The following is a 2,261-nucleotide window of genomic DNA, read 5'->3' as shown; positions in this document are numbered from 1 at the left end:
GCCATAAAGGCAACGACAATACCTTTAACCTCCGTCTGAGCGTTTCCAAACTTTAACGTATCAACACTGCCTTCTATATGATCAATGGGAGCCTTTAACTGTTCAATCACATTGTGTATTCGGATCATTTTTCATGCCCTCCCCTGTAGGTATAGTATGACATGTCGTTTATTTCATTAGTGTTATAACGCCAATAATAGCATGAAATAAATCGTATTCATGTTTAATTAAATTGTAATTTCAAAAAATAAACTGCACAATGTAAAAAGTATAGTGTCAACCCTATAAACTATATATTTTGCAACACAAAAAAGGCGATTACTTCCGAATTAATCTCGGTAAGCAATCGCCAAATTATTTTGATCATCTCAGTTCAAAAAAGCTGGAATGCAAACGGCCTATAGTCGTTCCTTCACCCATACCGCCATCTCGCCTTTGCCGCGATTCGCCCATGCGTAATAGGGAATAAACGTAACATCCGTCTGCTCAAGAGCTGCGTCTGCGTTGGTGCGGTAAAGCTGAGTGCCCCAATCCTCGAATTGAAGCTTCAGCGCCTGCGCCTTAATGACTTGGATGCCGCCAATCAGATGTTGTTCAAACGTTTCCTCCAGCTTGGCATCCTGCGGCAGAAGTAGCTGCTGAAGCTGCTTTCCGTTGTCCGCTTCCTCTAGGCAATAGACGAGCGGTCCGCGCTGCAGCGCTACCTTTCCAGCATTTTGCTTCACTAGCGGATGGCTTCTTACTCGTAATATAGGCATATCGAGTGCAAGCTCCACAACGTCGCCGGACGTCCACTCCCGGTCAATTCGCGCATAGCCGTCCACGATTTGATTCGTAATGGAATAGGCTTCTCCGTTTATGAGTACCGCTGCATTGGAAGACCAGTCTGGTATACGCAGCGCCAAAGTGAATACAGCCGGCTCGCCGAGTGTCACCTCAAAACGTGCTGAACCTGCCCAAGGCATATTGGATTGCTGATGAAGCTTGATTTTTGTATCTCCTAATGAAAGCTCCATTTCTCCGCCGATATACAAATGCGAATAAATGGTATTACCTTTTGTGGAATACAAATATTCGCCAAGCGAGGCAAGCAAGCGAGCAATATTAGGCGGACAGCATGCACAGCCGAACCACTCTTGGCGTACAGGCTTCACATGATTAAAGTTTTTGTTTCTTCCTTCACATACATCCGGCGTTACCTCCAGCGGATTCACGTAGAAGAAATGTCTGCCGTCGCGCGACATGCCTGCAATAACGGTATTGTACAAAGCACGCTCCATAACATCCGCATAGCGGCTGTTAGGCTCGAGCTGAAGCATGCGATGAGCGAAGAATATAAGGCCGATCGATGCGCACGTTTCTGAATATACCGTATCATTTGGCAGATCGTAATCGAATGAAAAAGCTTCGCCCTGCGCCATTGATCCAATACCGCCAGTAATGTACATCTGCTTGGAGGCTATATTGTCCCACAATCTGCGGCATGCCGCAAGCAAAGACTCGTCGCTCGTTTCGCGTGCAACATCCGCCATACCCGCAAGCATATAAACGACACGTACCGCATGGCCAACCGCTGCTTCTTGCTCACGAACAGGCAAATGCGCTTGGAAATAATCCGCTTCGATATGAATTTTATTATTGCTCCAATGGGAAGTTCTGCCCCTGCGGTCAGCCTCTGCTTCGAAGAAGCTGGGCTGCTGGCCGCGCTTATCAATAAAGTAGCTGCTCAGCTCTAAATATTTGCGTTCACCCGTTGTCTCATATAATTTCACAAGCGCCAGCTCAATCTCTTGATGACCGTCATATCCTGCGATTTGACCTGGTCCATCACCAAACACGACAGCAATATCATCTGCGATGCGGCATACAATTTCAAGCAGCTTCTTCTTGCCTGTTGCTTTATAGTAAGCTACTCCAGCCTCGATCATATGGCCTGCGGTATAAAGCTCATGGCACTCTGTCAAATTTGTCCACTTCTTGCCCGGCTCTTTAATCGTATAGAAGGTATTCAAATAACCGTCAGGCTGCTGCGCCTTTTCAATAATGTCGATCATTTCGTCAGCAATTTGCTCTAGACCAGCATCTGGCTTTGTCTCAAGCAAATAAGCGACCGCCTCCAGCCATTTGGCTACATCGGTATCTTGAAATACGAAGCCGTAAAAATCACCTTTTTCTAAACCTGCCGCAATTTTAAAATTACGAACCGCTCCGCTTCGTTCGGCTCCCTCTACTTGATCATTTATAGCATCCCATTGATAGGG

The 2,261-nt window shown here is 46.3% G+C and carries 1 protein-coding gene; it reads right to left on the bottom strand.

Annotated elements, in window-relative coordinates; all coding sequences use genetic code 11:
* Positions 1 to 398: 398 nt before the first annotated feature.
* Positions 399 to 2,261 (bottom strand): glycoside hydrolase family 127 protein (locus AC1DSE_RS34285; protein WP_477529016.1); only part of this gene is annotated, 1,863 nt, incomplete at its 5' end.

It is taken from the genome of Paenibacillus sp. 01L418 (assembly GCF_056400045.1).
This window is presented reverse-complemented; position numbering and strand designations above follow the sequence as displayed.